The sequence below is a fragment of the Achromobacter sp. 18P8.1.1 genome (assembly GCF_057799415.1).
This window is the reverse complement of record NZ_JBYOKH010000018.1, coordinates 83,997-110,618: the sequence shown is the minus strand read 5'-3', so window position 1 is coordinate 110,618 and position 26,622 is coordinate 83,997. Positions and strand designations below refer to the sequence as shown.

At 67.4% G+C, this 26,622-nt stretch carries 29 protein-coding genes and 1 pseudogene; 20 read left to right on the top strand and 10 right to left on the bottom strand.

The features are described 5' to 3' along the window. Window positions 1-335, bottom strand: a pseudogene (locus AC27VE_RS14015) (MFS transporter); the annotation flags it as partial. A 203-nt stretch (window positions 336-538) separates the two neighbouring features. Here AC27VE_RS14015 and AC27VE_RS14010 point away from each other — a divergent pair. Then, window positions 539-1,702 carry an ABC transporter substrate-binding protein gene (locus AC27VE_RS14010; protein ID WP_488704201.1) on the top strand — a complete coding sequence of 388 codons (1,164 nt, stop codon included), beginning with the start codon at window positions 539-541 and terminating at the stop codon, window positions 1,700-1,702. Window positions 1,703-1,747: 45 nt separating this feature from the next. Here AC27VE_RS14010 and AC27VE_RS14005 read toward each other — a convergent pair whose 3' ends face one another. After that, window positions 1,748-3,208 carry a glutamate-cysteine ligase family protein gene (locus tag AC27VE_RS14005; RefSeq protein WP_488704202.1) on the bottom strand — a complete coding sequence of 487 codons (1,461 nt, stop codon included), beginning with the start codon at window positions 3,206-3,208 and terminating at the stop codon, window positions 1,748-1,750. A 276-nt stretch (window positions 3,209-3,484) separates the two neighbouring features. Between AC27VE_RS14005 and AC27VE_RS14000 the strand changes: the two genes are divergently transcribed. From AC27VE_RS14000 to AC27VE_RS13980, 5 genes are all read left to right on the top strand, one after another. Further along, complete coding sequence (locus tag AC27VE_RS14000) at window positions 3,485-3,928, top strand: type III secretion system chaperone (protein WP_488704200.1); 444 nt, start codon at window positions 3,485-3,487, stop codon at window positions 3,926-3,928. A 233-nt stretch (window positions 3,929-4,161) separates the two neighbouring features. Continuing rightward, window positions 4,162-5,214, top strand: coding sequence for a hypothetical protein (locus AC27VE_RS13995; protein ID WP_488704199.1), 1,053 nt, complete (start codon window positions 4,162-4,164; stop codon window positions 5,212-5,214). A gap of 80 nt (window positions 5,215-5,294) precedes the next feature. After that, window positions 5,295-5,756 (top strand): type III secretion system chaperone, encoded by a 462-nt coding sequence (locus AC27VE_RS13990; protein WP_488704198.1) that lies wholly within the window; start codon window positions 5,295-5,297, stop codon window positions 5,754-5,756. Window positions 5,757-5,777: 21 nt separating this feature from the next. Beyond that, a complete protein-coding gene (locus AC27VE_RS13985) occupies window positions 5,778-7,043 on the top strand; it encodes a hypothetical protein (RefSeq protein WP_488704197.1) in 1,266 nt (421 codons plus the stop codon). Window positions 7,044-7,164: 121 nt separating this feature from the next. Next, on the top strand, window positions 7,165-8,151 hold the full coding sequence (locus AC27VE_RS13980) for a hypothetical protein (RefSeq protein WP_488704196.1): 987 nt from the start codon (window positions 7,165-7,167) through the stop codon (window positions 8,149-8,151). A gap of 172 nt (window positions 8,152-8,323) precedes the next feature. Here AC27VE_RS13980 and AC27VE_RS13975 read toward each other — a convergent pair whose 3' ends face one another. The 8 genes from AC27VE_RS13975 to sctW are packed head-to-tail and all read right to left on the bottom strand — an operon-like array spanning window position 8,324 to window position 14,626. Beyond that, window positions 8,324-8,575, bottom strand: a complete 252-nt coding sequence (locus AC27VE_RS13975) for an EscF/YscF/HrpA family type III secretion system needle major subunit (protein ID WP_488704195.1) — start codon at window positions 8,573-8,575, stop codon at window positions 8,324-8,326. Window positions 8,576-8,615: 40 nt separating this feature from the next. Next, a complete protein-coding gene (locus AC27VE_RS13970; protein ID WP_488704194.1) occupies window positions 8,616-8,873 on the bottom strand; it encodes a hypothetical protein in 258 nt (85 codons plus the stop codon). 33 nt (window positions 8,874-8,906) lie between these two features. Beyond that, window positions 8,907-10,229 (bottom strand): type III secretion system inner membrane ring subunit SctD, encoded by a 1,323-nt coding sequence (sctD, locus tag AC27VE_RS13965; protein WP_488704193.1) that lies wholly within the window; start codon window positions 10,227-10,229, stop codon window positions 8,907-8,909. Continuing rightward, entirely contained in the window at window positions 10,226-12,319 is a 2,094-nt protein-coding gene (sctV, locus tag AC27VE_RS13960) for a type III secretion system export apparatus subunit SctV (RefSeq protein WP_488704192.1), read from the bottom strand. Before sctV ends, sctD begins: the two co-directional genes overlap by 4 nt. Continuing rightward, entirely contained in the window at window positions 12,312-12,680 is a 369-nt protein-coding gene (gene sctY / locus AC27VE_RS13955) for a type III secretion apparatus assembly chaperone SctY (RefSeq protein WP_488704191.1), read from the bottom strand. Before sctY ends, sctV begins: the two co-directional genes overlap by 8 nt. Beyond that, window positions 12,677-13,075 carry a type III secretion apparatus assembly protein SctX gene (sctX, locus tag AC27VE_RS13950; RefSeq protein ID WP_488704190.1) on the bottom strand — a complete coding sequence of 133 codons (399 nt, stop codon included), beginning with the start codon at window positions 13,073-13,075 and terminating at the stop codon, window positions 12,677-12,679. The genes sctY and sctX overlap by 4 nt, the downstream gene beginning before the upstream one ends. Window positions 13,076-13,112: 37 nt before the next feature. After that, window positions 13,113-13,481 carry a hypothetical protein gene (locus AC27VE_RS13945; RefSeq protein ID WP_488704189.1) on the bottom strand — a complete coding sequence of 123 codons (369 nt, stop codon included), beginning with the start codon at window positions 13,479-13,481 and terminating at the stop codon, window positions 13,113-13,115. Further along, entirely contained in the window at window positions 13,478-14,626 is a 1,149-nt protein-coding gene (sctW, locus tag AC27VE_RS13940; RefSeq protein WP_488704188.1) for a type III secretion system gatekeeper subunit SctW, read from the bottom strand. Before sctW ends, AC27VE_RS13945 begins: the two co-directional genes overlap by 4 nt. Before the next feature lie 174 nt (window positions 14,627-14,800). On the opposite strand from sctW, the gene AC27VE_RS13935 reads away from it, so the two are divergent. The 14 genes from AC27VE_RS13935 to sctN all read left to right on the top strand — a co-directional run bounded on the left by AC27VE_RS13935 (window position 14,801) and on the right by sctN (window position 26,609). Continuing rightward, window positions 14,801-17,500: an inositol phosphate phosphatase SopB gene (locus AC27VE_RS13935; protein ID WP_488704187.1), complete on the top strand. Its 2,700-nt coding sequence runs from the start codon at window positions 14,801-14,803 to the stop codon at window positions 17,498-17,500. Window positions 17,501-17,544: 44 nt separating this feature from the next. Further along, complete coding sequence (locus tag AC27VE_RS13930; protein ID WP_488704186.1) at window positions 17,545-18,015, top strand: type III secretion system chaperone; 471 nt, start codon at window positions 17,545-17,547, stop codon at window positions 18,013-18,015. Window positions 18,016-18,123: 108 nt separating this feature from the next. Further along, window positions 18,124-18,717, top strand: a complete 594-nt coding sequence (locus AC27VE_RS13925; RefSeq protein WP_488704185.1) for a hypothetical protein — start codon at window positions 18,124-18,126, stop codon at window positions 18,715-18,717. Window position 18,718: 1 nt separating this feature from the next. Further along, complete coding sequence (locus tag AC27VE_RS13920) at window positions 18,719-19,024, top strand: hypothetical protein (protein ID WP_488704184.1); 306 nt, start codon at window positions 18,719-18,721, stop codon at window positions 19,022-19,024. A gap of 43 nt (window positions 19,025-19,067) precedes the next feature. After that, window positions 19,068-19,568, top strand: a complete 501-nt coding sequence (locus AC27VE_RS13915; protein ID WP_488704183.1) for a SycD/LcrH family type III secretion system chaperone — start codon at window positions 19,068-19,070, stop codon at window positions 19,566-19,568. 10 nt (window positions 19,569-19,578) lie between these two features. Further along, entirely contained in the window at window positions 19,579-20,481 is a 903-nt protein-coding gene (locus AC27VE_RS13910) for a hypothetical protein (protein WP_488704182.1), read from the top strand. 35 nt (window positions 20,482-20,516) lie between these two features. Next, window positions 20,517-21,746 carry a type III secretion system translocon subunit SseC family protein gene (gene sctE / locus AC27VE_RS13905; RefSeq protein ID WP_488704181.1) on the top strand — a complete coding sequence of 410 codons (1,230 nt, stop codon included), beginning with the start codon at window positions 20,517-20,519 and terminating at the stop codon, window positions 21,744-21,746. A 28-nt stretch (window positions 21,747-21,774) separates the two neighbouring features. Next, window positions 21,775-22,260 carry a SycD/LcrH family type III secretion system chaperone gene (locus AC27VE_RS13900; RefSeq protein ID WP_488704180.1) on the top strand — a complete coding sequence of 162 codons (486 nt, stop codon included), beginning with the start codon at window positions 21,775-21,777 and terminating at the stop codon, window positions 22,258-22,260. A 4-nt stretch (window positions 22,261-22,264) separates the two neighbouring features. After that, window positions 22,265-22,678 (top strand): hypothetical protein, encoded by a 414-nt coding sequence (locus AC27VE_RS13895; RefSeq protein ID WP_488704179.1) that lies wholly within the window; start codon window positions 22,265-22,267, stop codon window positions 22,676-22,678. A 17-nt stretch (window positions 22,679-22,695) separates the two neighbouring features. Further along, window positions 22,696-23,130, top strand: coding sequence for a type III secretion system inner rod subunit SctI (sctI, locus tag AC27VE_RS13890; RefSeq protein WP_488704178.1), 435 nt, complete (start codon window positions 22,696-22,698; stop codon window positions 23,128-23,130). Beyond that, window positions 23,130-23,984, top strand: coding sequence for a type III secretion system inner membrane ring lipoprotein SctJ (gene sctJ / locus AC27VE_RS13885; RefSeq protein WP_488704177.1), 855 nt, complete (start codon window positions 23,130-23,132; stop codon window positions 23,982-23,984). The genes sctI and sctJ overlap by 1 nt, the downstream gene beginning before the upstream one ends. Then, a complete protein-coding gene (locus tag AC27VE_RS13880) occupies window positions 23,981-24,631 on the top strand; it encodes a SctK family type III secretion system sorting platform protein (protein ID WP_488704176.1) in 651 nt (216 codons plus the stop codon). The genes sctJ and AC27VE_RS13880 overlap by 4 nt, the downstream gene beginning before the upstream one ends. After that, the gene (locus tag AC27VE_RS13875) at window positions 24,601-25,239 is read left to right on the top strand and encodes an HrpE/YscL family type III secretion apparatus protein (RefSeq protein WP_488704175.1); all 639 of its coding nucleotides are present in this window, start codon (window positions 24,601-24,603) and stop codon (window positions 25,237-25,239) included. The genes AC27VE_RS13880 and AC27VE_RS13875 overlap by 31 nt, the downstream gene beginning before the upstream one ends. After that, window positions 25,236-26,609, top strand: a complete 1,374-nt coding sequence (gene sctN, locus AC27VE_RS13870; protein WP_488704174.1) for a type III secretion system ATPase SctN — start codon at window positions 25,236-25,238, stop codon at window positions 26,607-26,609. Before AC27VE_RS13875 ends, sctN begins: the two co-directional genes overlap by 4 nt. Window positions 26,610-26,622: the final 13 nt, after the last annotated feature.

The window sequence follows — 26,622 nt, the reverse complement described above, 5'->3', positions numbered from 1 at the left end:
TCGCGGCCATCGAGCAGATGGACGGCCGCACCGCCCAGATGCGCGGTCGCCTGCACGCTGTCGTGTAGATGCTGGGCCAGGCCGAAGTACTGGCCCAGCGGCTTGCCCAGGCGCACCCCGTTTTCGATGCGTCCGCCGATCTGCCGCGCGGCCACTTCCAGGCGGTCGGCGGTCATGTCGGTGATCTGGCGGTTCAAGGCCGACAGGCTGAGCACGCCGATGAGCGCCTGCGCCAGCAGCAGCATGGCCAGGCAGCCCAGCGTCATCGGCAGCGCGGGCCGGGCGCGCGTCTTGCGCCACAGCCGGCGCAGCAGGTGTCGCGCGCGCCTCAGCATGACATGACCGCGCGCGCGAGCATGTGAGGGCAGGGGAGGTGAGAAGTGGCGGGCATGGTGTCGTTCGTCCGTATCGTCGTTTCGCATGTCTGGATTTGAGTGACGGTTTGACGAATCCGGGTTCCGTCCGCGCAGCGGAGCGCCAGGGAACCGGGGCGAACCAGGCGTGACTCAGAGGGCCTCGCCCCTTCTTCGGACCGAAAATGATCCTGCGCTTCCTGCTTGCCGCGCTGCTCTGCCTGCCCCATCCCGCCTGGCCTCAGAATGGGCCGCGAGACCAGGGCGGGTCGCCGCAGACCGCCTTTTTCCCAACCGAGCCCGTGGCCAAGGCGAACGGCGCAAGATGGCGCATCGGCTACTACGAAAGCGGCGACTACGACGACTACCCGCGGATATTGCGCGCGATCGCCGCCGGGCTGGAGGAGCTGGGCTGGATCAGCATGCCGGCGATTCCGCAGAACCTGGGTGGCCGCGAGCTCTGGCAGTTCCTGTCGCGCAACGCGCGCAGCCAGACCATCGAGTTCGTCGGCGACGCCTATTGGAAGCCGGCCAATTTCGACGAGGCCTCGCGTCCGGCCGTCAGGCATCAGGTGGGCGTGCGCCTGGTCCAGGGCCAGGACATCGATCTGGTCATCGCCATGGGCACCTGGGCCGGGCAGGACATGACCGCGCTGGGCGCGCCAGTGCCCACCATCGTCGCGTCCACCAGCGACGCGGTCGGCTCGCGCATCGTCGCCAGCGCCCAGGACAGCGGGCTGGAGAACATGCACGCGCGCGTTCAGCCGGAGCGCTATCAGCGGCAGCTGCGGCTGTTCCACGAGATCGTCGGCTTCCGCAAGCTGGGCCTGGTCTACGAGGACAGCCCTTCGGGACGAAGCTACGCAGCGGTCGACGCGGTGCGGCAGATCGCGATGGAGAAGGGTTTTTCCGTGCACGCCTGCGACGCGCGTTCCAGCGGCGTCAGCGCGCGCGAGGCCACCGCCAATGTCCTGCATTGCTACCAGGAACTGGAAGGGCGCGTGGATGCCGTGTATGTCACCGTGAGCTGGGGGCTGACGCCGGCGGCCGCGGCGCAGCTAGGGCGGATCCTGCGCGAGGCGAAGATCCCTAGCTTCTCCATGCTCGGCTCCGAGGAAGTGCGCGCCGGCCTGTTGATGAGCCTGGCGCAGGCGGATTACTCCTACGTCGGGCGCTTCCATGCGGAGACCATGGCCCGCATTTTCAACGGTGCCAAGCCGCGCCAATTGACCCAGGTGTGGGTGGATCCGGCCAAGATCGCGCTGAATCTGGAAACGGCCCGCCTCATCGGCTTCGAGCCCACGGTGGACATGCTGCTGGCGGCGGACGAGGTCTACGAGACGCGCTGAGCGCCGGTCCGCCGCGAGATCCGGCGGCAGGCGCGCGGCCTGTGGTCAGGACGGGATGTCCAGGGCGCGCCAGCGCGCCAGCAGGGCGAGGCGGGCGGCGGCGTCGCCGCCGGAACGCCACAGCCGCAGCATGCGGTCGGCGCCGGTGCTGCGCGTGGCCACGCAATGGCGCGCATAGGCCAGCCAGGGCCGGTCCTCGGACGCCAATCCATCGTGGGCGACCTGGACCACGTCTCGCGCCAAGGCATGGACGGCATCGTCGGCCAGCGCATCGCGGATGGCGGCCTGGCGCAGGGCGCGCAATCTGTGCCAGCCCCAGTCGCGCATCAGCGCTTCGGCCTGGGCCAGATTGCGCAGCAGGCCCAGCTGCAGCGCCGAGGGCGCCAGAGGCGCGCTGCGCGCGATGCCGGCGCCGGCTTCGTCGGCCAGCTGACGGTCCGGAAACACCGCGCCGGGCGCGCGGCCTTCGATGTAGCCTTGCGCGCCCAGGCGCTCGAACAGGATCTCCAGGCCACCCGGCCGGTCCCACATTTCGAGCAGCTCGCGCAGGTCCAGCGGCGCGTCGAGTCGGTAGCGCCAGCGCGCGTCCAGGAAGTGGGCGAACTGCGAATAGACGAAGTGCGCGCCCTCGGGCGCCAGCAACGATTCCCGGCCCGTCGCGCCGTCGCGCGCGGACCAGCGCGGCGCCGCAAGAAAGCGGGCCAGGCAGGGCCCGCCGCGCAGATAGAGTGGCGTGGCGCGCTTGTAGTCCTGCGGCGACGTGGCCGGCAGCGCGCGACTGGCGGTGGCCGGGCCGAACATCCAGCGGAAATGGTCGCCCAGGTCTTCGAACGGCTGGGGCGGCAGCTGCTGCAGGTAATGATCGCCGGCGTAGCGCGCGTGGCGGAACATGCGGTCCCACATGGTCAGCCGGTTTTCCTTCAGGCCGGTTTCACGGCCGGCCTGCAGCGGGCTGTTGGCGAACAGCGCGATGGCCGCGGGCGCCAGGCCCAGGATCACGTTCAGGGCGCGGCAGGCCAGCGCCGTCGGCACCGAGGTGCAGGGGCTGTTCTGCGCCTTGGCGTCGATGCCCACGCGATGCAGCCATCCGCGATGGCTCACCAGCTCGTCGTAGATGGGGCGCGGCGCGCGTACCTGGCGATACCAATCGGCATCCAGCGTGCAGGCAGGATGTTCCGATGCATTGAGCAGCACGGCATCCTCGGCGGCCAGCGCGGCCTGGACGTCGGCAAGTTCCCGCCATACCTGGCCGGCCAGCCGGTCCAGGCCGCCGGCCATGCCGGCGACCGGCGCGAACGAGGTTTCCAGCAGATTGAAGCCATTGTCCACGCCGCTGACGCCATGCGCGCCGAGCACCGCCATGCCGCGTCCATCCTGCTCCAAGATGCGCACCGTTTCGGCCCGGCCGCGTTTCAGGTGGGCCAGCGTGTTGAAGTACCTGGCGACGGGGTGGCTCAGGCCGGAGCCGCGGTGCGCGACGACCATTTCCATTTCCAGGCCGAGCATGGCGCCGGGCGCCGGTCTGGACGGCCCGTCCGTGTCGACGGGCGGCGTCTTGGTCCTGGGCGGGCAGGGGAAGGCGTGGATCATCGGGTGGCCTGTTCGGAGTGTCAGCACCTTGTGTCGCATCGCGCGGGCCGGAGTTCCCGATGCCATCGCGCGCGCGGGAAGGAACCGGAGCGCCGCCGGGGTTACACAGCGGCGGCATTTACTCAACGGCTCGCGTCGCCCAGGCGCGCGGACCTTGCCGACGAGTCCCTTCCCTTCTTACGGAGCTGCTCCATGGATGTGCATACCCTTGTTTCCCTGCTTGGCGAGCGTACCGGAACGCCGCTGGCCCTGGCCGAAGACGGAACCCTGACGCTCATGTTCGAGAACGACGTGGAAGTCACGATGGAGTACGACGATGACCTGAACGTGCTTCAGCTCTATGCGGTGATCGGCGAGGATCCCCTTGACGACGATATCCGCCTGGCGCTGTACGGCACCCTGCTGGAAGCCAACATGGCCGCGGGCGGCATCTCGGGCGGTACCCTGGCGCTGGATGACGACAGCGGCGAACTGCTGCTGACGCGCGAGATCGACCTGGCCGTGGCGGACCTGGACCATCTGGCCAACGCCACGGAAGCCATGGCCGAAACCGCCGTGCAATGGCGCGACATCCTGGATACGCCCCTGCAGGGCGAGGGCGAGGACGAGTACAGCGAAACCGACGCCACGGCCTGATCGCGAACCGCGCGAGCGGGGAGGCGGACCCTTCGCCGTCCCTCAACGTGTCGCGCGCGACGGCAGGCGGGAACTGCTGGCGCCTGGGCGGTCACTCAGGAAATGCGTATACGACAGTTGCGCAACGGAAAGCCGCCATGGACGCCTTGGCTCGACGCGCGGCGCCGGTTTTTCTTTCCCTGTCGGAACACCGGGTTCAGACGAGTGGATGACCCGACCATAGAGACGAAAAAATGACGAACATATCGACTTTGCATGCCGCCCAACTGATGGCGCGCGATGACAATCAGAGCTTCGCCGCGACGCCGATGGGCACGCTGGGGAATCTGAAGTTCCAGCTGAGCGGAGGCACCCAGGCGCGAAGCCCCGAAGGCGCTTTCAGAAAGTTCATCATGGCGCTGAAGAAGGCTCCCAGCGTGATCTTCAGTTCGGCCGCGGAGCGTGCCGCGATTCGAGAGAAGGGGCAGGAACTGCACGCGATGAAGCGTTGCGGCCATCTCTTCGGTAAGCTCACCGCGGACATGGCCGAGCCCAGGAATGCGGCCAGCGTGGCAAAGACGCTGGCCCGCATGGGCGCGTCGGTGCAGCAGGGCCAGGGCGCGAAGGCGGCCTGGGGGCCGATGCTGGAAAAAACGCTGGGCCTTGTCACGGATCAGGACCGGCAGGACGTCCTGGCCGGGGTGCTGGCGATGAAGGATGCCTGCGCCAAGCCCGGCGGCGTCGCGCTGACCAACGCCGGCATGATGATCCTGGGCCACATCGAGCGCACGCTGGTGACCGAGGGCGGTGCGAAGGGCGCCGGCCAGGCCGGAACCGCTGGCGCCGCATCCGCCGTGGCCAACACGCTCGCCAACAGCGCGACGCAAAAGTTGCCCGCCGTCAAGTTCACCCAGACGGATACCGGTTCGCCCGTGATGCCGTCGAAGCCGTCCCCGCTTAACCTGTCCCAATCCGCCGTGACGCCTCCGCCGATTCCGCCGCGCCCGCCCGGCTTTGTTCCCACGCCGCGCATGAAACCGGCGGGCCCCTCGCCGACGGTTCCCCCGCGTCCGGCCAGCCATACTTCCACGCCGACGGTCAAGTCCACTGACGCCAAGCCGTCCGGCGCGGAAACCGTGCTCCAGAAATCGGTCCCCAGCCAGAAGTCGCGGGTCGCGGATATCGTCAGGCAGATCACCGAGGCGGCCCTGAAGGAACAGGAAAAGGCCGCCTCCTCGGGAATCAAGACGCCCGGTAGCGTCGCTCCCCGCGCCGGCGTCAGCGCGACGCCCGTTCGCGTGAAGTAGCGGGCCAGCCTCGCCAGGGGAAGCCCTGGCGGGGCTGCCGGCGCCTATCGCTATACACAACCCAACCGGAGTGACGCCGCATGGACGTGCACACCCTAGTCTCCCTGCTCGGCGACCGCGCCGGGCTTCCCTTGAGCCTGAGCGAAGCAGGCACGCTGGCGCTGCAATTCGAGAACGACGTGATCCTGAACCTGGAGCATGCGTCCTCCGAAGGCGCGCTGCATCTCTATGTCATCGTGGGAGAGGACCCTTATGACGACGAAGAGCGCCTCGCCCTGTATGGCGACATGCTGGAGGCGAATCTTTTCTGCCACGACACGGGTGGCGGCTCGCTGGGGCTGGACGACGCGACGGGCGAGATCCTGCTGACCCGTCGCGTCGAGCTGGTGGTGGCCGACGTGGGCTACCTGTCTGAAGCCATTGAAACGCTGGTGGCCGCTGCCATGCAATGGAAATCCAAGATAGCCGGCGCGGCGATGTCGGACGAGGCGGTCGCGCTGGCGGGCCCGGCGGAGCCACTTCCTTTCACCATGCGTGCCTGAGCGTTGTAAGGAGATCAAGCAATGACCGGAATTTCCACCCTGCATGCGGCCTCGCTGTTGCGCCGGCATGACATGAAACTGGATTCCCATGGCGTGATGGGCACGCTGGGAAACCTGAAGTTCGCCACTGTCGGCGGCACGGCGCCGTCCCGGCGCGCGCGCTTCCTCGACAGGATCCAGACCCGCCTGGGAGGGCTGAAGGATGTGCTGTTCAGTACGCCGGAGCGGCGCGCGGAGATACGCGCACGAGGCGAGGCGCTGCGCGCCGAGAAGCGTTGCGGCCACTTGTTCGGCAAGCTGACGGCGCCCATGGCCGACAGCGCCAATGTCGCCAGCGTGGACAAGACGCTGCGCCGCATGACGGGCATGATGTCGGCTCAGGACGTAGATGGGAAATGGCGCGGGCCGTTGCAGGACGGGCTCAAGAAGGTCAATGCGAAGGACCTGGAGGCGATGCGGGACGGCCTGCTGGATCTGGAGCAGGCCTATCCGGTCTCGGTTGGCCTGCCGCCGGACAATGTCCGCGCTCTGCTCGTCTTGCTCAAGAGCACGCTCTTCCACGATGAGGCCACGACCGCCGGGGCCAGTCTCGTCCCCACGAAGGCGACTACGGAGCCATCGGTATCAGCGTCCACACCCACGTCCATACCCACGCCCAAGCCCATATCCGCACAGGCGCCGGGCGCGCCGGGCGATGGCGCCGGGCCGAATCCACCGCAGTCGCTGATTCCGCCGCCGCCGCCGCCGCCTCCTCCTTCCTTCGCGAAGTCTTCGGCGCAGAAGCCGGAGTCGTTCTCGGGACCGGACCAGGCGGCTGCCGAAAGAAGCCACAACGATGTGCTAGCGGACGCCATCCGCAATCCGCAGCTGCGCAAGGCCACGCCGTCTCCGGACGAGGCGGGCGCGAAGCGTAGCCATGCGGACGCGCTCCTGGACGCCATCCGCAATCCCCAGCTCAAGTCCCACGAGCAGACGGACGAAATCGTCAAGAAGATCGTCGAGAAGGACAAGGCAAAGGTAGACGTGGCCAAGGACAAGGCGCTCACGCCCGAGCAGAAGAAGTTCGGCGGCCTGCATGGCGGGCTGATGGACGAGATCAAGGGCAGCGAAGGCCTCAGCCCTTCCCAGCTGAAGGCGCGTACCAAGAAGAGCATCATCGGCAGTCCGGAGATTCAGGTGTCGAAAGCCCCTTCCGGGCCCAAGCCCGAAAGCGCATCCGCGAAGCGTGAGGAACTGGGATCGCCGGTCGCTTCGGCCATCCGGCCGGGGACGACGCGCGTTTCCTGAGGGCCGCCGCGCCTGCCCGCGGGCGCGGCGTCTTTTCCTGAATCCATGTCCTGAACCACCCGCCATGTTCTTCCGGCCTCGCGGCCGGGCGGGCATGGCGCACTTTCATTGGAGCGCTCCAGTGCGTATCGATTCGGCCCTTCTTTCGAAAACCTTTTCCGAGACATTGCACAAGGCCGGCGATGCGCCGTTGGGCAAGATCGGCTCGCTGCACTATTCCCGGGCGCAGGATCCGGCTCCGCGCACCGAAGGCGGGTTCAGGAAGTGGGTGCTGGCCAAGCTGTCCCCGCTGCGGGAGGTGGCGTTGTCGCCACAGGCGCGGGCCGAAAGCCAGGTCTGCCGGCAGACCAGGACGCTCAATCGCGACGTCGGCAATCTGCTGGCGCTGATGACCCGGCCTGGCGGTCAGGAACGCGGCGTGGGCGAGGTCGCGGACCAGGCGGCCGTCGTGCTCAAGCACGCCTCCGCCTTGTCCCGCAAGACGGGACGCAACGAGCTCGAGATGCTCGACCAGGTCCTGAAGCGGCACGTCCAGGAGCTGGGCAATCCCAAGCACGGGCTGGGCGACGTATTCGCGGAGCTGGGGAGTGGCATGATGCAAAACCGCGGGCTGGCGGGCGCCTTGCGGGAACGCAGTCCGGCGCTGGCTGACGGGCTCATGACGGCGCTGGCCAGGCACTTGCAGACGAACGTCAACGGCGCGCTGGCGAAGACGCTGTTCAAGGAGCCGCTGCAAGAGCTGTGCGGCCGGATGGAAGACAAGAAGCACCTGTCCAGGCAAATGCTCCTGAACGGCACGCTGGACAAGCTGAACGATGCGATGGGCCAGAAGATCGGCGATATCAGCGATGCGGACTTCCTGGTCCTTGCGGTCAAGGACATGAGCCGCGCGGAGCAGCGCGACCTGCGCCGCAATCTGCTGGAGCCGGGAGTCCTGTCTGAATCTGAGGCGTTCAGGAACATGATCGATACCGCGATTCCGCCCGCCAAGGACCCTCGGGGCAGCCCGCAGGAGTGGCGCGATCGTTCCACGGCGATGCTCCAGGCGCTGGAGTCGGCCCTGGCGTCAACCCAGCCGTCATGGGCGCGCGCCTCGGGCACCCAATAGGGCGGAGCGGCTGACGGACGGGCTCGAAAGGTCCAGCTCCAGGACGGCGCGCGGATATTCATGCGCAACGCGGACGGCTGCTGCTCGCGCTGCTGGCCGACCCTGAGGCATCCAGCCTGCCAGTCGTGCGCGGCGCGGAGCCCGTTGCCGGGATGCGCCGCGTGCGCTGGTCTCAGCCCGACTTCTGCACCACGGACTTGAGCGAATCCGCCAGTTGCTTGGTGATGGTGCTCTGGATGTCCACCATGATGCTCCATTGCTGGACCTGTTGCTGCATCTGCAGCATCTGCGTGGAAGTGAGGGCGCCATCGGTGTTGTCGGCCATGGACGCCATGGTCGATCGCAGTTTGGATTCAAAGGCGGAGACGCCCGTGGAGATCGTATCGTTGATGTAGCCGTAGCTGACGGAGTTGGTCGATGCCATGCCGTGTCCTTTGTCTAGACGTGGTGGAGAAAGCCGCGATTCAATGCAGAAGCGTCTTCGCGGGGGGAACATCGGCGCTTGTCGGGTAACGGGCAAGCACCGTGATCGCGCAGGCGGCAGCTGTCGCGGCCGCCTCGCACAACAGGAAATCCGCGCGGTCGGGGCCACCGGCGGCCTGCCTCCGGAACAGCGCTTCGATTTCTTTCAGATTTTTTATCAGCGTCAGCTGCAGTGCCGGCCCTTGCGGGCCGGCCAGTCGTTCTTCCAGGTCGGTGATGTGTAACGCAGGAGCGGCCATGGGCTGCCTCGTGAGTGAGTAAGTGAGTGCGCATCAGCGGCTGACGACGGCGTAGGTCGGTCCGTCGAACGTTACCTTGCCGTTGTCGATCGAGACCAGGCGGTACTGCCTGTAGGTGCCGCCGGGAACGAGCTTGGTGCCGTCGCCCAGGACGACGAAGGGTTGCGCGCCACCCATGACGCTGCGGATCGTGAACGGCACCGTGGTGGCGACGGCGCGGCGCGGCGCCGCCATGGGAGCCGCGGGCAGCATGGCAGCGACTCTGAAGTGGGTCGGATTGAACTCCTCGATCACGCGCGCCAGGCGGCGGGCCTGTTCGGGTTCGTCAGGCGGCGCGATCTCCAGCCGCGCGCCGTTCCATTTTGCTTGTGGCTCGGGCAGGCCGGCCTGCGTGGCGGCGGCCGCCAGCCGCTGGCTGACTTCGTCGGCAAGCAGCACCGCGCCCAGGTCCAGCCTGACGCCCGGCAGCGCCGCGCGCAGCATGTCGCCGCTGCGGGCGCGCTGCTCGGCGTCCGGCGCGATGCCCTGGATGGCGAGCACGCCGTCGCCCTGATAACGGGCGTCGTAACGGATCGGGTAGGCCTGCAGCACGCTGAGGGCGGTGGCGCGCAGGTCGGCTTCATTGCTCAGCCGCAGCGCGGGCATGGGCCAGATCCGCGCCATGGCTGTCGCCACCTGTTCCTGCTCGGCCGCGTCGTGCAGCCAGCCCGTGATGATGATGGAGTGGTCCGGACGCCGGCCGATCGTCAGGCGCTCGGCCAGGCTCTGCTGCTCAAGCACCCGCCGGATGGCGGGCAGCGATTCCTCGATGGCCTGGCGCATGGGATCGGCGGCGGCCAGGACGGTCGGCAGGGGCTGGGTGATGTAGACGATGCCGGACACGCAGAGCAGCAGCATCAGCGCCATGCCGGCGTAGACGTATAGCGCCTCGCGGCTCTTGCGCGCGGGCCGGGGCGGCAGGATGGGTTCCGGACTGGCCGCCCGAGTGGCGGGGCTCGGCGCGGCGTCGGGCGAGTCGCCCGCCGGCTCGGGGGGGGGCTCGTCTTCGGCCGGCGCTTCATCCTGTGCGGGCGGTTCGATCCAGGGCGCGTCCGAGGTGTCCAGGGTCAGCCATACCGGGCCCAGCCGGGCGGGCTCGCCCGGCTGGCGGCGTTCCGGGGCGCCGCCAGCCTCCGGCGTCAGGGTCCAGCCCGTCGCGTCACTGTGAATCCGCGCGGCGCGCGCGGCGATGCCATCATCGGCGAGCACGATGTCGCAGTCCGGATCGGCGCCGATCGACGCCTCCGCGCCGATCGGCGCGCTGGCGCGGCGGTGCAGGCCAGACAGGACGCGCAGCTCCAGGCCGGCGGCGTTCACAGGTCCACTCTCGCCAGCGGCTGCACATTGATCTCCTGGGTCAGCTCCTGGTAGCTGAGCACGGGCAGCTCATACAGGTCCTGCTCGATCATCTTGCGCAGGTAGCGCCGGATATCCATGGACGTGAGCAGCACCGGCTTCTGCACAGCGTTGCCCAGGTCGCCCACGGTGCGCTTGATGTTCTCCAGCAGCGCCTTGCTGGCAGCGGGATCCAGCGCCAGATAGCTGCCCGCCGAGGTCTGGCGGATGGCGCCGCGCAGGGTTTCCTCGACATTCGGCGCCAGCAGGTAGGCCGGCAGGATGTTCTGCCCGCTCGAATGCTTGTGGCTGATGTGGCGCTTGAGCGCGATGCGGACATACTCGGCCAGCAGCACCGAGTCCTTTTCCTTCTGGCCCCATTCGATCAGCGCTTCCAGCACGCCGCGCAGGTTGCGCACCGAGATGTCCTCGGATACCAGGCGCTGCAGGATCTCGGCGATCTTCTGCACTGGCATGATGCGGCCGGCTTCCTTGACCAGTTCCGGGAAGCGCTCTTCCATCGCGGTCAGCAGGAAGCGCGTTTCCTGGATGCCGATGAAGTCCGACGAGTATTTCTTCAGCATGAAGGCCAAGTGCCAGGCCAGGATCTGGTTGCTGTCCAGCGTCGGCACGCCAGCTTCCCGAAGCGTGTCCGCCAGCGTCTCGCTGACCCACAGGGTGGACAGGTCGGGCAGGAATTTCTTGTCGGTCTCGAACGGCACCTGCAGCGCCTGCAGGCGCGCCTCGGTATCGCGGGCCAGCACATGGCCGGGCCGCAGCCTGCCCTGTGACACGGGCACCTCCGACAGCAGGATGGTGTAGTGCTCTTCCGGCAGGGTTTCGTTGAAGCGCAGCTGGATGCCGGGAAAGGGCACGCCCAGGTCGAAATACAGCGCCCGGCGGATCTTCATGAGTTCGGCGTTGAGCGTCTCCGCGTTGAAGCTGCGCTGCAATCCGGCCGCCACGTCCAGCATGAGCGGCACCGAGGGCGCGAACTCGGCGCTGCCGTCGGTCTTGGGCTTTTCAGGCTTCTGGCCGTCCGGCGCCAGGGACGAGATCTCGGTAATCACGCCGGTTTTCTCATCCACGACCTTGCGGGTGGAGCGCAGCAGCACCAGGCCCACCGTGCCCACCGCCAGCGCCAGTGCCGCGAAAACCAGGGTCGGCATGCCGGGGATCAGGCCCATGCCCATGGCGATTGCGGCGGCGATGACCAGCGCGCGTGGTTGCGCCAGCACCTGGGAGCCGATGTCCCGGCCGACGTTGGACGGCCCGTCGCCGGTCTGCACGCGCGTCACGATGATGCCGGCGCAGATGGCGATGAACAGCGCGGGTATTTGCGCGATCAGCCCGTCGCCGATGGTCAGGATCGAATACACCTGCACCGCGTTGCCGGCGGTCATGCCGCGTTGCAGCGTGCCGATTAGGATGCCACCCAGCAGGTTGACGGCCACGATGATGAGACCGGCGATGGCGTCGCCCTTCACGAACTTCATCGCGCCGTCCATGGCGCCGTAGAGCTGGCTTTCCTTCTCGACCACGGAGCGGCGCTGGCGGGCCTGGTCCATGTCGATGGTGCCCGCGCGCAGGTCGGCGTCGATCGACATCTGCTTGCCGGGCATGGCGTCCAGCGAGAAGCGCGCCGCGACCTCGGCCACGCGCTCCGCGCCCTTGGTGATGACCACGAACTGCACGATGGTCAGGATCAGGAACACTACCAGGCCCACTATCAGGTTACCGCCGACCACGAAGTTGCCGAAGGTCTCGATGATGTGGCCGGCGTCCCCCTGCAGCAGGATGAGCCGCGTGGTGGCGATGGAGATGCCCAGCCGGAAAAGCGTCGTGATCAGCAGCACCGACGGAAACGACGAGAACGCCAGCGGCGACGGCAGGTACATGGCCACCATCAGCAGCGTCGCCGAGATGGTCATGTTGATGCCGATGAGCGCGTCCACCGCCAGGGTCGGCAGCGGCAGGATCATCATGAAGATGATGGCCACGATCATCACCGCCAGGATGATGTCGTTGCGGCTGGTCAGCGCAGCGATGCCGCGGTTGAGCAGGTCATGCATGATCCGCCTCCAGGGCCGGGGCAGCCTGCTGGCGCAGCGCGACGAAGGCGCGCATCGCCGCCCTGGCTTCTTCGTGGCGCTCCAGGGCCAGCAGGCAATCCGAGCGCAGTAGGTGGAACACGGCCGTGGGCGGCGCCTTCATGGCCAGCGCGTCCAGCGTGGCCAGCGCCGCCTTGGGCTTGCCGCTGCGCAGCAGGGCCAGCGCCAGTGCGCAGCGGTTGCGGCTGTCGGAGGCCTTGGCGGCCTCCAGCGCGTGCAGCAGGGCCGAGGCCCGCTCCGGACGGTTGTTTTCCAGATAGATGAACGCGAGCAGCGAAATGAGTTCGCGGCTCTCTTCGCTGAGCATGGCGGGCGTGTTCATCCCTGCAGCAGCGCATTGCGGTACATCGCCACCAGATCCCGCAGGCGGGTCTCGTCGCGCAGGGTGCGTTCCGCGCGCTGCACCGTGGCGGCCGCGTCGCTGTCGACCAGCCGCAAGCCCGCCAGATCGGCGCAGGCGCGTTGCAGACTCTTGTTGAAACGGACCGGGGTCAGCGCGTCGTTGTCGGCGATGTCAGGCCGCAGGTGGGCCGTGATGAAAGAAGACAGGTTTGGCTTGGCCAGCAGGACTTCGAGATTGTTCCTGGCGGCCTCTTCCAGCGGCGCGATCTCGCGCAGCTCGGGCAGCGTTTCGCGGATGCTCGCGCGCGCCTGGTAGCTGATGCCGCTCAGGCCGAGGTCGAGGCTGAGCGAATTGTTGAAGGAAAGGCTGGCCATGGATAGTCCTGTGGACGGGCGGTTGCGGTGCGGGGAATCAGAGCGTCTGCAGCCATTGGCGCAGGTCGGAACAGGCCCGCACGCCGCGCGGACCCGAGAATTCAGCGCGTGGAATACGGCTCAGCGCGACCAGCCAGCGCTGATGGTCGCGCTCGCGCAGCGCCAGCTGCACGGTGTCTTCGCGCAGATGGAACAGGTGCGCCTGCTTGCAGGCGCGCTCAAAGACGTCCAGGCCGTCGTAGCCCAGCGGATGCAGGATGAAGACGAGAACGGCGTCCTCCCGGTTCTGCACGCCCAAGTACTGCTGGTTCGCCAGCGCGGCCAGCCATTCGCCGTTGTGGTTCAGCCTGCAGTCGGACAGCCCGAGCTCGCGGGAAAAATCCAGCAGATTCAATTCCAGGTTCATTCGTCGTCCTCTTTGGCGATGATGATGTCCAGCGCTGCCTGGTTGGCGTCCAGCACGGCGTTGCGCGTTTCCTGGTCCGGGTAGGAATGGACCGGGAACTGCCGGAAGATGTCTCGCACGGACTTGAGGAAGTCGATCTGGTCGGGCAGTCGGTCGACGGCGCGTTTCGCGGCCAACCCCTCTATAGTGTGGGCGTCTACCCATCGGCTGTCCGTGATGGACACGATGTCCGTCAGCAGGGGATCCCTGACCACGGCCGTGTAGCCGCGGCTGTTCATGGCGCTGGCGATTTCGCCGCAGTCTTCCAGCGCGGTGATCATGACTTCCAGCTTGTACAGGTCGGACACCAGCGCGCTCAGGCGCGATATCTGCGTCGACGGCTCCGCGGCGGCCAGGTCCGCGCCCAGCGCGCTGGTCAGCTGCCGGATTGCCTTCTCGATGTTGTCGCCGCCAAACCGCTCCAGGCTGATGGCCAGCGTTTGCGACAGCGAGGATTCGCCCAGAACGACGTCGCGGTAGGTGTCCAGGAACGTGCCCACGCCTTCGGCGGTCCGCGCGTAGTCGGCGGCAGCGGGCAGGGCGTTCAGGCCGGCCCGGATGCTCGGGCCGTGGTCCGACTCGAGATCGGCGATGGCCGTGCGCAGCCGTTCCAGCGTGCTGTCGAGCGCCTGTTCGCGCTCGCCCTGGCGCAGCGCGTATTGCAATGCCAGGTATTGCTGGCTCACGTCCCGGTACGACTGCGTGACGAGTTTCCTGGGGCCCTCGCGGCCGGCCAGCAGGTGCTTGGTTAGTTCGACCAGCTTGGCATGCACATCGGGTTCGTGCGATTGCTGCATCGCGTCCACAACTTCGTCCGCGTGCACGACGCGGCGTGCACGCTCGGGCGCGAACTTGCGCTCGGTATGGTGCTTTTCCTCGATCTTGTGAGCCATGTGCAGGCTCAGTTCCTCGGCCGCGTCGGTCAGGCTGAAGGCGTCGGCGTCGATGGATGGCGAAGCGCCCGAAGGCGCAACCTGGCCTGCCTGGCCTGGCGTCTGGGATGGGCGCAGCTTCTGGTCCAGGTCGGCCCGCTTGGCGACGGCGGCGCCGCTGGCCAAGCCGGGCTGCGTCGTTGGCATCCTCGGCTGGTTTTGCAGTGTAGGCATATCGGATCCCGTCAAACAGGCCGGCGTCCATGCCGCAGCATGGCAATCGGCATACGGGAGCTGTAGTAACGGTTCGGGCCGGCGAGTTCCCGGTCCTTGCATGGAACCTTCCGCGCCCGAGCGGTTACACAGTCGCCCTGTGGCCATGCCGGCCGAGTCGCGAGGTGAGTCCCAATGAATCTGGGCATTGAACAGTTCCGTGGCATAGGCACGGGCCGCTACGATCTTGACCGGAGCGTGACGCTGTCCCGGGATGGGGGCCTGCAGCGCGGGGAATCCGTGCTGGCGCAGCGCGTGAAAGGCTGGGCTAACAAGCTGGCGTGCCACTTCGGGGGGCAGGAGCCCAGGGCGGGGGGCGGGGCATCGGAGCAGGTGCTCGGCCAGTTGCGACAGACGCTCGAGCGATCGATAGGAGAGGTGTCGACGCGCTACGCCATGGCGGGCGCGGGCATCAAGGAAGGGCGCCCCTTGACGTCGCGACAGATCACGCGCGCGCTGGCGATCGCGGATCAGTACCGGCTGGGCGCCGTGCGCGCGAACGAAAGCAGGCTCTCCGCCGCATGCGGGAAGATCGGGGACCCCGAGGTAAGGCAGGCGTTTGCCAGGCTGGTGCGCACGGACCCGGGGTATGGGTCCGGCAGGATGTCGGACGCCGACATGGCGGCGCTGGGCCAGCGGGCGGATGACAAGGTTGCGACCTCGCGCGAGCAACGGGCGCAACAGCGCTTTCCGGGCTTGGAGGGCTATGCCCGCGCCAACGGGATCGTATTCGCAGAGACGGCCGGCAAGCCTCTGGAAAGCCTGCCGCGCGGCATGCTGACCGAGGCAAGCGTCCAGCAATCGGGCTGCGGCTCGGCCTTGACGCCGGAAAATGTGAAGCAGGTCCTGGCGTCGCTGGGCCGGGCGTCGGAGCTGCTGGGCAAGACGGCCTGGCGCCAGGAAGATCTGCAGGCGCTGCATGGGGCCCTGTCGGCCAACCGGGATCAGCTCGAGACGCTCAGGGACAGCATCGCGCAGGCGGAGATCGGCGCGGGAAAGACGGTATCCGAACCCAGCCTGACCTCGGCGGTGCTGAAGGACCTGAAAGCGCTCAAGGGGCTGGTGGAGCGCAAGATGGACGGCGTCGTTGCCATGGCCATGACCAATCCCTTGTCCCGACGGGCGGTGCTGGAAAGCAATCTGCAATGGGCGAGCATCGGCGCCCGCATCATGGCGTCCGTGTCCGAGGCGGAACCCAATCCGGCCATGAACGCACGAGCCTCGGACATCCCGAGATCCCACGCTGGCGACAGCCGCAAGAGCGCGCTCGACGACCTGAGAATGAAATGGCAGGCGCGTCAGGAAGTGGCGCAACGAAAGCTGCGCGATTGCGGCATCTTTTCCGACCAGATCGCCGCGCCGAAGGGCAAGAAGGACTTCACCCATCCCGTCGTTGCGGGCAAGGCCGACATCCTGAAAACGCTGCGGCAGGACTTGAAGTCCGCCGGCCTGAGCGAGCAGCGGATCGCCGAGCTCACGTCCAAGAAGGCCCTGGCGGGCCTGCAGCGCGACCTGCTGGCCGATGCCGGGCAGTGGCAGCAGACGTCGCGCAGCATGGTGTTGAACCGCAATGGCGTGATCCGCAGCTATGAAAGCGTCATCACCCCGGCCAATCTGATCCAGGCGCCCCTGGCGCGACGCTACGAGAACGCGATGGTCAGCTCGAAGGTAACCGACGGCGCGGACGGCGTGCGCAACCTGAAGATCAGCGAGCTACGGGGCGGCGACGGTGCGCGGCTGGCGCATATCGTCGGCCACGGCGTACTGGACATGTGGGACATCCAGGATGGCGATGCGCGCCACGCTGCCAACGCCGCGGGCGCGCGGCAGGTGCTGGAGGCCGCAGTGACCGGCAACGCCGCCTTCATGGTCCGGATGGCGCAATCGTCGCAGACGCCGCCGCAGCTCACGCACGTCAGCGTCAGCTTGATCACGCCGGACAGCATCCGCCATCTGCCGCTGATCCGGAATCTCAATCCGAAATTCGACGAGCTGACCTTCACGCGCAATCAGTTCAGGGCTTTCGACGACGCGGCCGGCCAGGGCAAGCTGAGCATCAGCGGCTCCGGTCCGGGCGTGGCTGGCGGCATCGAGGCCGGCGTGGACATCAACGCCATCACCTTTTCCTTCGGCATCAACAAGCTGGCGACCTCGCCCTTCCTGGGGATGATCGGCGGCGTGTGGCGCAACGTGCAGGAGCACAACACGCGGAACATGATCAAGCTGATCGGCGACCTGGGCGCGCCGGGCAGCAGCGGCGTGGATCTGCGCGGCGCCGCCCCGGGAGGTTTCATCGGCAGGGCGATCGACAGGGTGTCGGAACAGCTGGATTCGCCGGACCTGCCGCCCGGGGATCGGGCCCGCCTGACGGACCTGATCGTAGACCTGCGCGAGCAGACCCAACTGGTCAGAAGCATGTTCCTGGACCGTGCGCACGAAAAGGCCGAAGGCGACTCGGCCAAAATGGGGCGCGAGATTGTCTTCCTGCAGACGCTGGCCGACCAGGCGTTGCAGCGGGCGGGCGTGGACGACATGGCGGCGACCGTGTCCAAGGGCTGCAAGTCCGACAAGGATCGGGGCGGCGTGCTGGACATGGAGATCAAGGCCAAGCTGGCGTTGCGGGACCTGGGCGGCGATCTGCGCCATGACCGACCCATGGACGAGCAGGACCGCGGCATCTATCTGCAGGTCGCCGCGCAGTCCGGCCAACTGGAGAACCAGGCGCGCAACGCGGGCCTGGCGGGCAGCAAGGAGACACCGCACATGCGGGACCGCATCGGCGGCCTGCAGGCGATGCAGTATCTGTCGGGCCTGGGCGCCTTCGCCCAGGCTTGAGCGGCCGCGCGGCGGCGATTCGTGATTTTGGAAAGGAAAGCGACATGCATACGTTCAGGGAGCTGGTGGCCCGGCTGGGCACGGGACTGGCAATACCGGACATGGAAGCGGACGAGGACGGCTATGTGGCGTTGGACATGGACGGCCACATCATCCATCTCCAGGACGATGCCGGCGCGGGAGCGATCGTCGTTTATGCGGTGCTGCAGGAGATCGAGGATGCGCGGCTGCTGGAGGTCTGCGCGCGCCTGCTGACGGCCAACGCCTTCTGGCGCGAGACCGGCGGCGCGACGCTGGCGCTGGACGAGGCGTCGGGGCATGTGCTGCTGTGCCGCGCCGTGCCGCTGAACGGGCTGGATCTGGCGGGGCTGGAAACGGCTCTGGGGGATTTCGCCGACGTAGCCGCGCTCTGGAGTCGGTGGCTGGCCGCCGTGAACGAGGGCGGCGCGCTGTATGACGGCGAGGGCAGCGTGGCGGTCCGTGATTTCGCGTCCTTCGACGCGGGATTGGCCTGAACCCGGGCTGAGCGGGGACGTCGCGAAATTTTCGTTCTCCGGATGGAACCATGAGGCGTTCCCAGCCACCCAGCGAAGTCCACTTTTCTTTTTCAACGAGGTCATGCCATGGCTGTCGCCGTAATGAGTGCTTCCCCCGTCAGCCAGGCGCTGCTGTCCGGTGACATAGAAACCGCGCTGCTGGCGGTGCAGACCAACCGAACGCAATTGCTGGACAGGCAGCTCAGCTCGCAGATCCAGGCGGTACAGCAGAAGAATGAGCAGGCCGCGAAGCTGAACGCGGTCATGGCGGCCATCAACACCGCGATGGCCCAGTATCCCAAGGATGGCGATAGCGACTCCACGATCCCGGATTGGGATCAAACCAAGGTCGAGAAGTACGAAATGCCGCTGAACCAGGCATTGCGGGATGCGGGAATCACCGAGATTCCCTCCTGGAGTTCAGGCTGGGGCCAGCTGCCGAACGGCCAGGCCAATATCTCGGGCAAGGCCGTGTTTCACGGCGATCGAAATCTGGGTGACATGAAGGGCATGCAGAGCTTCATCCAGGGAAAGCTGGATTCGCTCAACAGCACGCAGCAGATGGACATGATGGCCCTGCAATCGCTGAGCAACAAGCGCAACGAGTCCTTCGACGTGATGACCAACTTCATCAAGAAGATGCAGGACGGCCGGTCCAGCATCGTGAGCAACATGCGCTGACATGAAAAAGACATCCCAACAGATCCTGGACGAATCGCGCGCCCTGCTGGAGCAGATCGAGCGGCAATCCAGCGATCAGGAATCCGCGCTGCGCGCGCTGGGGCTCACGGGCGGGCTGGGCGGCATCGACACGGCCGGCCTGCTTACCGAAAGCCAGCGCCAGCATGCCCAGGCCTTGTTCGACGCCGACATGGCGGAGGTGCGCCAGGATGTCGAAAGCGAGAGGGTGCGTCTGGAGCAGGGCGGCGCCATGTCGGGACGGACAGGGGCGCCGCCCTCCAGGCCGGGGCGCAGGAAGATGATCTGAGATGCCGCGCCAGCGCACTTGTCAATATTCATGGAAATCAGCAATGACTCTTCATATCGCAGACGATGAACCGATGAGCTGGGAAACGCTGTCGGCCAATACCCGGGCCTTCGGCGAATACCTCAAGGGCGGCGGAACCCTGGGCGCGCTGCGCGGGATCAGCGACCGCGAGAACGAGGCGCTGTACGCGTTCGGGCGCCAGCACTACGACCGGCAGCAGTATGCCGATGCCTTCAAGCTGTTCTCGATGCTCGTGGCGAACGACAATCTGGAGCCGCGCTACGTGATGGCGCTGGGCGCGGCCGGACAGATGATGGGGCGGCATCGGGACGCCCTGACGCAGTACATGGCGGCGTCGGCCTTGATGATGGGGCATCCGCAACCCGTGTTCCACAGCGCCCAGTGCCTGATCGAGCTGGGGCGCGCGGACATGGCGCTCGAGACGCTGGAACTGGCCCTGTCGCTATGCGTCGAGGACGAGCACGCGCCTTTCGCCGGGCATATTCAACAATTGATCGAGCGCCTGCAGGGCGACCGCAGCTGAGGAGTCTTTCATGCCTATCGTCATCAATCCTTCGGGTCCCAATCTTGTCGGGCCGGCGCCGGCGTCCGAGGAAAGCGAGCCCTCCGTGCGGCGGCGCAAGACTCCGTCATTGATGGCCGAGGCGGTGCAGGCCGCGCCCGGAAAGGAAATTGCCGACGTCGGCGGACTGCCCGCGCCCAAGGCCGGCAAGGCGCTTGAGAAAGAGGTTCTCGAGCTGCTGAATTCGCTGGTCGAGCAATACCCCGATGCGGCGGCGGCGGATCTGGATCAGGTGATGCGCCTTTTCTACATGATCCAGCAGTCCAGCAAGGAAACCCGGCGCCAGAATGCGACCGCCGCGACGAGAGCCGGGTTCGATGCCGGGATGAGCGCGGCGGCGAGCATCCGTTCCGGTGCCGACGAGCGCCGGGCCGGCGCCCGGATATCGGCCGGAGCGTCGATCGCCGGCGGCGTCCTGCAGGTGGGCGGGGGCGTGGCGGGCGGCACGCTGGGCATCAAGGGCGCGCGGGAAAGCAAGATGGCGACCGACGCGCAGACCAGGTTGAAGGCGGCCGGCAGCGACAAGACGTCGGCCGAATACACCACGGCGAAAGCGGAATTCGCCGTTCACAGTGAAAGATCGGCAACGCTGAGCGCGAAAAGCCAGGGGTTCATCACCTCGGCGCCGGGCAGCGCGCAGGCCGTGTCCGGCGCGGGCCAGATGGCCGCGGCGGACAAGGAATACGAAGCCAGCAATATCGATGCCCAGAAGATGAAGTGGGAGGCCGTGCGCGCGGCCTTGGAAAGCGCCGCCGATGCCGCGCGCGAAGACATGAAGGGCAAGGACGACATCATGCGCGATCTGCGCGACAAGCTCAGCGCCATCCAGCTGTCGAGGATCGAGACCAACAGCCGCATCGCGCGCAACATCTGAGCGCGCCAGCCATCACTAGGGACGATAAAGCCATCATGCAGACTACGAGCGTCGCAAATCCGAACCTGGCCGGTGTTCCGGCATGGACAGACGGTTCCGCCTCCGAGGCCACGGGAGCGGCCACGACAGGCTCGGTCCAATCCGGCGCCGAGGAGATGTCCGGCGAGGATCTGGCCCGGCTAATCGCCAAGGGATTGAAAGAGGCCGTCAGCGGCGGGGATGGCGCCTTCAACGCCAATGGCGCGCCGATGCTTGGGTTCGTCAAGTCGTTTTCCATGAATGACATGGTGGATCTGCTGCGCGTGATGCAGAGCAAGAACCAGGAAGTCCAGATGCAGACCGCGAAAGAGGGCATCCAGAATGACCTGACGAAGAAGGAGCAGAACAACGCCACGCAGCTCAAGAAGATCGATGAGTGGATCGAGAAATGCCAGGAAGCCAAGAATCAGAGCGCGCTCAGCAAGATCTTCGGCTGGATAGGAAAGATCGTCGCCGTCGTGGCCTCCGCGCTGTTCCTGGCCGTGGCGACCGGTTTGACAGGGCTGACTGCGGGCCTGGCGGGTCCCATGATCGCGCTGGCCACCCTGGCCTTGATCGGTTCGAGCATGGCGCTGGCGGACCAGATTTCCCGGGAATGCGGCGGACCGGAAATCAGCCTGACGAACCTGGTCACCACCATGGTGGCCAAGACGCTGGAAGCCTGCGGCGTCGATGCCGATACGGCCGAGCGCATCGGCAAGATCGCGGCCGGCGCGGTGGCCATCATGCTCCCGGTTGTGCTGGTGGTGGATCCGGGCATGCTGGGTGCCATGGCGGTGGGCATCGCCGAGTTGGCGGGCGCCGACGCCAACCAGACAGCGCTGGCAGCCATGATCGTGACGATCGCCACGGCCCTGACCGTGGGTATCGTCAGCGGCATTATGACCGGTGGCGCCTCGACCGCCGGCACGGCGGCCAAGATCGCCACCACCATCATCGGCGCCAGCTCTGCCGTCGTGCAGGGCTCCATGGGCATCGCCAAGGGCATTAACGACCTGACGGTCGCCGATTTGCAGCATGACGCCGAGTACGCCAGGGCCGAGGAACAGAGGTTGCTCGCCATCTCCCTCGCGCTGCAAAGCAGTCTTGAAGAGAGCACGGACAGTCTCAAGAAAATAGTCGAATTGCTCGACGAAGGCGCGCAGATAGTCTCGCAGATGCTGAAGGACGGCGCCGACAGCATGGTTCAGGTGGCGGCCAACATCGGCAAGCGCCAGCCGATCTGAGCGCTTCGATAATACAAGGGAGAACATCATGAATCAGGACGACCGGGAAGAACAGACCCGAGGAGAATTCGGGTCCCATGTGTACCAATCGCTTGCCGGCTTGCCGTCTTCCCAGCGGTTCAGCGGCGAGCAGCTGGAGGTGATCTACGGCATGGCCTACGCCCACGTGGTGCAGAAGCAGTACCGGCAGGCCCTGCCCATCTTCTCTTTCCTGGCGCAGTACGGGCCGACCCGCAAGCACTACTGGGCGGGCATGGCGCTGTGCCTGCACATGATCGGCCGTCATGAAGAGGCGGAATCCATCTACGGATTGAACGACCTGCTGTTCCCGGCGTCGCCGGATTCGGCGCTGCACATGGCCGAATGCCAGATCTCCGCCGGCAGGCTGGACCAGGCCCGTGACACCCTGGCCGCTGTCTTGCGGCGCACGCAAGGCGATGCCTCGCATGACAACCTTTGCCAGCGCGCGCAGGCCCTGATGAAGCTGACGGGCAGCATGGCCGCGGCGGCGTGAGGCGATGGAGCAGCTGTTCGGAATGAAGGCGCGGGAACGCGCGCACGGCGTGGCGCTTGCCGCTGACGCGGCGCATCTGTTGACCGAGGTGGGCTTCCTGGCCGCCGCGATGGGCGACATGGCCAACGCCGAGCCGATCTTCAGGGCGTTGCGGCTGTTCAGGCCTGACCGGGCCTATCCCCGGATCGGCCTGGCCGTGGCCTTGATGAACGCGGGCGAGGCCGAGGCCGCCGCGCGCGCGCTGGAGCGGGAGGCCGATGCGATGGACGAAGATGAAGCGGGGCTGCTGGATGTATGGCGCGGCGTGGCCCTGCAGGTCGCCGGGCGGCAGGCGGAGAGCGTAAAGCTTCTGCGCCGCATCGCGGGGAACGGGACGCGGGCCGCCGAGCTGGCCGAGGGGCTGCTGGGTCTGGGTTGACAGCAACAGGAGCGGGCATGGAAATCGAAATTGTGGGTCAGGCGCTCGCGGCGACGGGCGCGACGCAAGTCGAGCCGGCGCGGTCGCCGGCCTCGACGCGCGCCATGGAGCAGTTCGCCGCCGCCTTCGGGGCAGGCGCCGGCGACGATGCCAAGGCGCCGGCCGTGGATGCCGCGCCGACCTCGTTCCTGGAAAGGACGCTGGTCGCGGCCGACGCGGCGCCGACGCTGGGCAGCCAGATCCTGAATGGACTGCGCGGGGGCGTCGCCGGGTTCTCGGACAAATGGACCGGCTTGGCCGCCAGGCTGAATGCGGTGGCCGAACAGCCGGAGCTGGGCAATCTGCTGCGCCTGCAGGCCGACATGCTGCAACTGTCGGTGCAGTACGAAGTCGTGGGCAAGGCGGTGACCAGGAGCGCGCAGAACCTGGACACATTGGTCAGAATGAACTGATGAGCCTGCACACGCATGAACTCCAGAGACTCGGCGCGCGCCAGGGCTACCGGCGCGCTGGCCTGATAGGCTGCCTGTTGCTGTTGCTGGCGATGCTGGCGGCCTGCGGCGCGCGGGTGGACCTGCTGGCCGCGGTGCCCGAGGGCGAGGCCAATGAAGTGTTGTCGGTGCTGCTGGACGCCGGCATCGCCGCGCAGAAGAGCGCCGGCAAGGCCGGCGTCGCCATCAGCGTCCAGGCGGATCAGGTGGCCCAGGCACTGGCGGTGCTGCGCGGCAAGGGCCTGCCGCGCGAGCGCTTCGACGGCATGGGGCAGATCTTCCGCAAGGAAGGTCTGGTCTCATCGCCGCTGGAAGAGCGCGCGCGCTACATCTATGCGCTGTCGCAGGAGCTGGCCAACACGCTGTCGCAGATGGATGGCGTCATCACCGCCCGCGTGCATGTGGTGCTGCCCGAACGCGGCGGGGTCGGCGAGGAGGCGACCCCGTCCACCGCCGCTGTGTTCATCAAGACTCAGCCGGGCTACGCGCTGGACGCTTTGCTGCCGCAGATACGCAGGCTGGTGATACACGCCATTCCCGGGTTGAGCGAGGACAAGGTGTCCGTGGCGCTGATCAACGCGCAGCCCGCCACCACCCGCGCTCAGGCGCCGATGGCCACGGGCGAAGAAGGCCGGAGCGCCCCGCCGCTCCTGTTCGGCGCCCTGGTGGGGGTGGGCGCCGCGTTGTTGCTGGCGCTGCTCGCGGCGAGCGGCTGGTTTGCATGGCGCCGGGCGCCGCAGGCGCTGCGCGACAGGCTGAAGCCGGGCAGGCGCACCGAGCCGGCCAGGACTGAACCGGGCGGGCCCGCGGCATGAGCGTCGATCCGAGACTGGTCGGCCGGATGCTGAGTTTCTTTCAGCTTCCCAGCGAGACCCTGCATCCTTCGCGACAGCCCGACTTCGCCGACGGGGCGAACCTCGTCGTGCTGCAGTCGCATCCCAAAGCCCGGGCGGCCTTGCACCGGCATTGGTCCAGGCAGATCCTCAAGGGCTTGGGGCCGGCCACGGCGCTGGCCGGCGATGTCAACCGGCGAGAGCTGGCCGTGGCGTTGCTGCCGACCGCCAGCCTGGACGGGCTGGCGCTGCGCACCGGAGCCTTGCTGTGCGGCCCGAGGCTGCGCCGCAGCATCCTGGGCGCGGAGGTCCGGGCGCTGCGGCAGGCGTTCGGCGACGAGGTCATGGCCTTCGTGCGCGAAGCCGAGGCCCTGCATCCCGGGCTGCCGGACTCGCGGGACTGGAACCTGGACGAAGTGCTGCGCTCGGCCTGCGAGCTGGGCCGGCGCACCGTGCTGGCTTCGCTCAAGGGCGCGGGACCCGCGATCCTTCGGCGCGTGGAGCTGAAGATGCCCAGGGTGTCAGAAGGCGAAGCGCCGCTGTCGCCGGAGGCCGCGCTGGAACTGGCACTGCGCATCATCGAGAAAATGGACCCAGAATGGCTTTCATCATTCCCGCAGACCCGTTGACGCCGCGTCGGTTGGCCGGTTCCGTGGCGCCCGGCGCGCGCATCCTGCGGGCCGCCGAGTACGCCTCGCTGGGTGATGCGCAGGCGCTGATCGCGGCGGCGGCGCGGCAGGCGGACGGCATCGTGGCCGACGCGCGCGCCGCCTACGAGACCGAGCGCGAGCGCGGCTACGCAGACGGCTGCGAACAGGCCCAGCTCAAGGCCGCCCAGCACATGCTGGAGGCCGCCGGGCGGACCGTGGAGTATTTCGCCGGCGTGGAGTCGGCGGTCATCGACGTGGTGATGCAGGCGGTGCGCAAGCTGATCGCCGGTTTCGACGACCGCGAGCGCGTAGGCGCCGTGGTGCACGGGGCGCTGTCGGTGGTGCGCAATCAGAAGCAGGTCACGCTGCGCATGCATCCGGACGATGTGCCCATCGCCGAGGAACGCATGAACGACTGGCTGGCGGGCTTTCCCCGCATGGGCTATGTGGACGTGGTGGCCGATGCGCGTCTGGCGCCGGGAGCTTGCATCGTGGAAAGCGAGATCGGCCTGGTCGAGGCCAGCCTGGAACGCCAGCTGGCGGCGCTGCGGCAGGCCTTCGAGCGCGTGCTGGGGAGCCGCGTATGAAGCCGGATCCGGATCCGGTGCCGGGGACCGGCGCACGGCGCGCGCGCGAGTTCAGCTACATCACGGAAATGATGGGCATGGCGCTGCAGGACACGCCGGTCCTGCATGTTCGCGGCCGGGTGACGCAGGTGATCGGCACGATCATCAAGGCGGTGGTGCCGGCCGTCAAGGTGGGCGAGGTCTGCCTGTTGCGCAACCCGGGCGAGGACTTCGAGATGAAGGGCGAGGTGGTGGGTTTCGTGAAGGACGCCGCGCTGCTGACGCCGGTGGGCGACATGCATGGCATTTCTTCGTCGACCGAGGTCATCCCCACCGGCCGCTCGCACATGGTGCCGGTGGGCGCGGGCCTGCTGGGGCGCGTGCTCGACGGACTGGGGCGGCCGCTGGACGCAGACCGGCTTGGGCCGCTGGAGGTCAGCAAGTTCTATCCCGTGTTCGCGGACGCGCCGGATCCGCTGACCCGCCGCATCATCCACGAGCCGCTGGAGTTGGGCGTGCGCGCGTTGGACGGACTGCTGACCTGTGGCGAGGGGCAGCGCATGGGCATTTTTGCGGCCGCGGGCGGCGGCAAGTCCACCTTGATGGGCATGCTGGTCAAGGGCGCGGCCGTGGATGTCACCGTGGTCGCCCTGATCGGCGAGCGCGGCCGCGAGGTGCGCGAGTTCCTGGAGCACGAGCTGGGCGAGGACGGGCGGCAGCGCAGCGTGATCGTCTGCGCCACCAGCGACAAGTCCTCGATGGAGCGCGCCAAGGCGGCCTATGTGGCCACGGCCATCGCGGAGTACTTCCGCGACCAGGGCAAGAAGGTGCTGTTCCTGATGGATTCGGTGACGCGCTTCGCGCGCGCACAGCGCGAGATCGGCCTGGCCGCCGGCGAGCCTCCGACGCGTCGGGGCTATCCGCCTTCCGTGTTCGCGACCCTGCCCAGGTTGATGGAACGGGTGGGGATGAACGACAAGGGCTCGATCACCGCGCTGTACACCGTGCTGGTCGAAGGCGACGACATGACCGAGCCGGTGGCGGACGAAACCCGCTCCATCCTGGACGGGCACATCGTGCTGTCGCGCAAGCTGGCCGCCAGCAACCACTATCCGGCCATCGATGTGCTGGCCTCGGCCAGCCGGGTGATGAACGCCGTGGTGCGTCCCGAGCACAAGGCCGCCGCCGGCCGGATCCGCGAGCTGATGGCCAAGTACCAGGAGGTGGAGCTGCTGGTGAAGATCGGCGAGTACAAGCCCGGCGGCGATGCCGCGACCGACGAGGCGCTGCGCAAGATCGACGCCATACGCGGTTTCCTGCGCCAGCGCACGGAAGAACGCTCGACCCTGGCGGAAGCGATTGGCGGCATGACGGACATCGCGGAGCAATGAGGGATGGCTTCCC